General features: G+C 69.5%; 1 protein-coding gene and 1 pseudogene. Both read left to right on the plus strand.

From position 1 onward, the window contains the following. Positions 1 to 562 (plus strand): annotated as a pseudogene (locus tag MXC99_RS00305) (helicase RepA family protein); the annotation flags it as partial. A gap of 207 nt (positions 563 to 769) precedes the next feature. Continuing rightward, positions 770 to 966 (plus strand): hypothetical protein (locus MXC99_RS00310; protein ID WP_247723653.1); only part of this gene is annotated, 197 nt, incomplete at its 3' end.

The raw sequence follows: 966 nt of genomic DNA on the forward strand, positions 1-966 counted from the left end.
CGGCCTGAAGGCTCTGCAGGCCGAGCTTGGCGGGCTGGTGCTGGCCGTGCATCACACCGGCAAGGACGCCACGAAGGGGCTTCGAGGGCATTCCTCCCTGCTTGGCGCGCTTGACGCCGCCATTGAGGTAACGCGCACCGACGACCGGCGCGAGTGGCGCACCGCGAAGAGCAAGGACGGGAGCGACGGAGATGCGCACCCCTTCCGCCTGGAGGTGGTGGAGCTGGAGGCCGACGAGGACGGCGAGCCGGTTACATCCTGCGTGGTCGCACCAGAGGAGCGCACCGCCGACGCACTGCGCCGGGTAGCCCTGCCCGGTGGCGGAAACATGCGCCTCGCCTTCGATGCCATCGCCGCCGCCCTGAAGGGTGCCCGCGCTTATGGCATGGCTTCCGCCCCTCCGGGCCGCCCTTGCATCGAGCTGGAGGCCGCAACGACGGCCGCCGCCGGTGCACTGCCGTGCGAGCCCAAGCGCCGCCGGGAGAGGGCGCAAGCCGCAATTACCGGACTCGTGAGCCGTGGAAACCTGGGGCATGCGGAGGGCTGGATATGGCTTTCCTGAAATCCCTTCCCGTTCGTCCCGTTGTTTCCCGCCCCGTATACGGGGGGCGGGAAAAACGGGAAATCCCGGAGTTCCCGAAAAAGGCCGAAACGGGAAAAACGGGAAACGAAACGACCCCGCCCCGCTGCCGCTGGTGCGCCCACTTCGCCCGGCCCGGTCGTGCCGATGGCTACTGCGCAGGCGAGCGCCCGGACCTGCCGCCGGCCTATGGCCCGCATCACCCGCTGCGCCAGCTCCCCGCCGACCGGGGCGACGCCTGCCGCGCCTTCCGCCTTCACCCGGCGCATGCGCCATGAGCACGTCGACCGAACACCCGAGACCGAGACCGCAAGACCGAGCCGAACCCTTCACCCTTTGGAGATTGCCGCCATGGCACTGACCATCACCGCTTCCGACTCGACCGA

Origin of the sequence: Thauera aromatica, assembly GCF_023093595.1 — a bacterium.
Taxonomy (GTDB): Bacteria; Pseudomonadota; Gammaproteobacteria; order Burkholderiales; family Rhodocyclaceae; genus Thauera; species Thauera aromatica_A.